Here is a 3,715-nt window from a genome sequence, read left to right as displayed (position 1 = left end):
CGTGCCGGTGGTCGACCCACTCGATTGCCGTCGACGGAAGTTGACGGCTGTTGAACTCGGCGAACACACGCATGATTAGTGACCACGTAAGCCTGTGGGCAACGGCTTCATCGGCCAGGTATCGGGCGTCGAGTTCGGCGAAAGCAGCGTCGATGTCGTCGATGTCGAACGCGACGAATGTCGCGACCCGATGTTGTGAGTTGCTCTGGATCAGGTGTAGCACCTCGGTGTCGAACGCGTCGGGCCGCTCGTCGCGACCCCAGAACCGGGCTTTCACAAGCACGAGGTTTGCCCCTCGGGTCGCTACAACGGTCGATGTCGCGTTCTTGACGCCGAGGTCGGCAGTCACCTGCGCATGGGCGATCGCAGCATCCCGCCCCTGCTGGCTCCCACTGCCCACGAAGCGACGACGGTCGTCTGCGAAGAAGTTGTCGGACATGGTTGCGGCCAACGCGTCCCAGTCGCCGGTCAGGTAAGCCGCATTGAAGCGCTGATACATGTGGCTTGCCGCGTTTTCGAGCAACCGCTCCCTCCGGCTGAGTTCGTCGAAGCGGGCCAGCGCTTCGTCGAGGTCCGCTTCGTTGTAGAGCTCGCTGCGATTGATCAAGTGTCCTTCCACCGTCAGCACGTTGATGTCTCGCCATTCGGCCTCGAAGCCGTCGCGGGAGACGCCCTTCGACGCGTGGGTGACGACCGCGCCGAGATTGGTCAGCCGATGCACGGTGTCGATGTAGATGCGGGTGCCCGGCGAGTCTTCCCATGCCGCAGACAGGTATGCGGCCATGTCACCCGGCGCGAACGAAGCACCGCGGCGGTGGTCGATGCTCACCCAGTCCGGCGTCGTCGCACTGATTTCCTGCCGATTGAACGCGGCGTAGGCCGCTATTACGAGTGACCACGTGTGCGCGTGCGGTGCAGCATCTCCCGCCAGGTAGCGCGTTTCAAGTTCTGCACGGGCGGTTTCGATGTCGTCGGCATCGAAAATGACTGCGTGAGAGACTAACTGATCGTCGGTGACTTCCGTGAGCACGAATGCCTCCACGACAATCGGCCGGTCGGCCTCGCTGGCGTCACAAAAAGCGTACCGACTGAGTGCCAAACGTTGGCCCCGGAGGGCGATGGGTTCGACTTCCAGACACCAACTCTCGGCCGCCTCGAACAACAGCGCGTGTCCGAACTCCGCGTCGATCGGGCCTTCACCGCGAAGGCCCTGTCGGTGATCGTCGTATCGTGCGTCTGCGGTACAGGTGCCCAGATAGCCCTCTAGGTCGCGACGATTGAACGCGTCGGCGATGCGCACGTTTTGGCGACTTGCCGCGTTCTCCAACCGCTGCACCGGCCGATCGAGTTCGTCGAACCTCGCCAATGCAGCGTCCAAGTCTGCTTCGTCGAACACCTCGCAGCGGCTGATCACGTCGCCGGCAACGGTAAACAGATCGATGACACGCCACTCGGCGTCGAAGCCCTCTTGCGAGCTGCCATCCCCCGCCCGCGTGAACACCCCTCCGCGGTCGCTCAAGCGATGTACCGCCGCGATCCGGACTTTGATGTCCGGCGGCTGGTTCCAGGCCGCGCGGATGTACTCGGTCAGTTCACCTGGCGCAAATGCGTTGCCCCGCTGGTGGTCGATGTTGACCCAGTCCGGTGTCGTCGCGGGGAGTTCGCGCCGGTTGATTGCAGCGTAACCACGCGCGATGACCGACCAGGTGTGCGCGTGGGCGGCGCCTTCCCCGGCGACATAGCGGGCGTCGAGTTCAGCGAACGCAGCGTCGATGTCGTCAGCGTCGAACACGATGCGTGCCACCACGTGCTCGTTGTCGTCGATTTCGACGACGTCGAGGAGATCGGTGTGAAACGCCTCGGGGGGCTGGTCACCTTGCGAGGCGCGGCCACGACTCAACGAAAGACGCTGTCCACGGGTCGCAACGACGGTCGTCACGACGTCCGTGACGCCGACCTCGGCGATGGCTGAGAGGTCTGCGATCGTGGCATCCCGCCCTTGGCGAAGACCGGCGTTCACTACCCGACGACGATCGTCGCCGCGAATGCCTTCGGCCAGCATCGTTTTGATCGCGTCCCAGTTGCGGGACGCAAAGAGTGTCTGGATGCGCTCGTTCACCCTGCTTGCCGCGTTCTCCAGCCGCCGCGGTGTCGGCCGACTGAGTTCGTCGAAGCGCGCCAGCGCGATTTCGAGGTCCGCCTCGTCGAAGATTTCGCCGCGCTCGATCAGGTCGCCTTCCACCGTGACGACGTCTACGGCCCGCCACTCGGCGTCGAAGCCGTCCTGCGAGGTTCCTGCGGACCATCGCGTGAAGACAGCTCCGACCTCGCTGAGTTGATGCACAGCCTCGACGTAGAGCTTGAACTCCGGTGCCATGTCCCACGAAGCGTGGAGATACGCGATCCCGTCGTCGGGCGCCATCGGGGTTACGTGCCGATGGTCGACATTGACTAAATCCGGTGCTGTCGCAGGAACTGCTCCCCGGCACATGCCGGTGTAGGCCTTCGTGATGACCGACCATGTGTCCGCGTATGGTGCGGCTTCGCCAGCCAGATACCGCGCGTCGAGTTCTGCAAATGCGGCGTCGAGGTCGTCATGGTCGAACGCGATTGTCGCCACGCACCGTTGGTCGATGTCAATCTCGGTGATGCGCAGTACCTCGGTGTGAAACGCGTTCGGGCTCGTGTCCCGACCCGAGTACCGGGTGCGACTGAGCTCAAGCCGGTCTCCGCGGACCGCGATGACGTCAGACGTCATGGTCTTGACCCCGAGATCGGCCATCGCTCTTATCTCTGCAATGCCTCCGGCGCGATCGTACTGCGCGTCGCTGCGCAGCCCTCGTCGCCGGTCCTCGACTCGCACACCGTCCGCCCATAGCGCCGCGGCCTCCTCAAAGCGGCTCTCGGCGAAGAGCGCGTTGAACCGGGCGCGGACTCGACTTGCAGCATTCTCGAGTCGGGTGTGCGGAGGTTCCGCTTCGAACCGGGCGTGCACGGCGTCGAGTTCGGCCATGGCGGCGTCGATGTCGTCGATGTCGAACCACACCTGCAGCGCGATTCGACCCTCCTCATCGAGGGCGAACAGCTCCAGGACCTCGTCCTCTGGCGCTCCGGGACTCACCTCTGCAGCACGCAAGACCAGTCTGGCGAGGCCAACACGCTCACCACGCACGGCGACGAACGCATAGTGGCGGGGCCGCATGTCTTGGAGGTAACGCCTTACCTCCCGTCGCCACTTGCTCGACGGGAGGTCAATCCGAGGAAAGCCGACTACCTTGCGTCGACTCTCGACGGCGGTTGTCGGCGTGAAAAATTGCTCGATCTCGTCCCAGGCTTCGCGATCTACAGCGGCCGCTGCGCGGCGGATGACGCGTGTGCACGCGTTGTCCAACTCTTCAGCCGTCGGCCCGGATGCAGCCGCGACGGTTGGGATGCCGGGCTCGCCGAGGATGCGGCGCGCCTTCTCCGCAAGTGCCACAGCCCCTTTGCGCTCGTACAGGTCAAGCGCCCGAGCGGCGGCAGTGTGCGCTGCCGCGGACTCGCCGGCGGCGTCCAACACCGTCGCCAGCGCCAGGCTGGCATCGCCGTGATCGACTAGAGCGTCGGTGCGTTCGGCCAGTGACACCGCTTCCTCGGCGACCTGCCGAGCTTCGTCATGCTGACCGCGCCGAGCCAGCAGCTGTGCCCGAAGCGTGCGCCAGGCGATCGACGCCTT

General features: G+C 64.6%; 1 protein-coding gene. It reads right to left on the bottom strand.

Annotation, left to right across the window (positions count from 1 at the left end):
- Positions 1-3,715, bottom strand: a 3,715-nt coding sequence (locus tag ACN269_RS34890) for a hypothetical protein (RefSeq protein ID WP_421477628.1), incomplete at both ends; no start/stop codon positions are given.

Origin of the sequence: Micromonospora sp. WMMD736, assembly GCF_049179015.1 — a bacterium.
GTDB lineage: Bacteria > Actinomycetota > Actinomycetes > Mycobacteriales > Micromonosporaceae > Micromonospora.
This window is presented reverse-complemented; position numbering and strand designations above follow the sequence as displayed.